This window comes from Psychrobacter sp. AOP3-A1-26 (assembly GCF_052378235.1).
Lineage (GTDB): Bacteria > Pseudomonadota > Gammaproteobacteria > Pseudomonadales > Moraxellaceae > Psychrobacter.
On record NZ_JBQSXN010000171.1, the window covers coordinates 1 to 1525 of the forward strand.

General features: G+C 35.9%; 1 protein-coding gene. It reads right to left on the reverse strand.

Annotation, left to right across the window (positions count from 1 at the left end):
* Window positions 1-379: 379 nt before the first annotated feature.
* Window positions 380-1009 carry a superoxide dismutase gene (locus ACT3TU_RS14115; RefSeq protein ID WP_192524923.1) on the reverse strand — a complete coding sequence of 210 codons (630 nt, stop codon included), beginning with the start codon at window positions 1007-1009 and terminating at the stop codon, window positions 380-382.
* Window positions 1010-1525 lie beyond the last annotated feature (516 nt).

Here is a 1525-nt window from a genome sequence, read left to right on the forward strand (position 1 = left end):
GTAAATAGATACTTTAGCATTATTAATATTTTAGGCTCAGCAGAGACAACGCTGTATTTTCTAATAATGTTAATTGTAACGTTATTCTCTTTTTTAAATAAATCTTATAGCAAAATCATGTTTGTATTCAATATCATTATGTCATTAGTAGTGCTAGTTAGCTTTTTATACGTGATTGAAGCAACAGTCTCATTTATGCTTTATAAGGATATTTTCTTATCTTATTATTGATTCTTAGATTGAAAGATGAAGTGCATTCCGTCAACATTATAAATTTAGATAATTATAATTTATCAAAAAATTTAAACCAAAAAAAGGACGCCTCTCAGCGTCCTTTTTTTCTACTTATAAAGTAAATCAAATACTTAGAAGTTAAAGATTACTCTTCAACACCAGCATCTTGACCTTTATATTTAGCGTTTGCGTAGTCCCAGTTTACTAGCTTGTCTAGGAAGGTGTCGACGTAATCAGGACGACGGTTGCGATAATCGATATAGTAAGCATGTTCCCATACGTCACAAGTCAATACCGCGACTTGGTCGTGTGCTAATGGGTTATCAGCGTTACCAGTTTTCGCGATTGATAGTTTGCCACCGACTTTATCAGCAACTAGCCATGCCCAACCTGAACCAAACTGTGAAGTCGCTGCGTTTTTGAACTCTTCACGGAACTTATCATAGCTACCGAAATCTTCTTCGATTTTAGCTTTCAAGTCACCAGTAGGTTCGCCGCCGCCGTTTTCTGGCGTCATGCAGTTCCAATAGAAAGTGTGATTCCATACTTGGGCTGCTTGGTTAAACATCGTTTTTTTGTTGTCATCTTTCGACGCTGCAACGATGATTTCTGGCAATGTTTTGTCTTCTAGACCAGAACCAGGTAGCAAGTCATTTAGCTTGTTTACATAAGCGGCATGATGCTTGTCATGATGGTATTCTAGCGTCTCAGCACTGATATGTGGCTCAAGCGCGTCTTTTGCATATGGTAGGTCTGGTAAAGTAATATTTGACATAGTTATTTTATCCTTGCTGGTTTAGCCATTAGTATTAGGTATAGCGTAAAAGCAATGCTATAAATTATTGGACTAAATTGGCTTAGTTTATTGTTAGTTAAATCTGTGACTCAATATGCTTAACATATTGCTGTAAACCTAAAAAAGTACTAAATTATAAAACCATCTTAAGCAGGCAAAACTCAATCGTTGTCATACCGTTAAACACCAAGTTACTGACTTAAAAGTCGTTATTGGCATTTAAAAGTATTGTTAACTTTAAGTTCACAAGCTATAAGATATAATTCACTGTAACTTGCCGCTTATTATAGCAACAGTGACGACAAATATCAGTTACCAAATGTTATGAATCGCCGTTTACTTATGCTAATTGGTAATTTAGCCAGTGACAGCATAGAATATGCAGACGCAATCAAGGCAAGCGCCATTAAGATAGCTTGTAAGAACCCTGCCAAAATGTCGCTATGCTGCCTATCACTATTAAAACATAGTTAAAACACCCCACTCTCAACATCA

Excerpts from the sequence above, each read along its gene's own strand:
- ACT3TU_RS14115 (WP_192524923.1), bottom strand. The coding sequence starts at position 1,009 with ATGTCAAATATTACTTTACCAGACCTACCATATGCAAAAGACGCGCTT.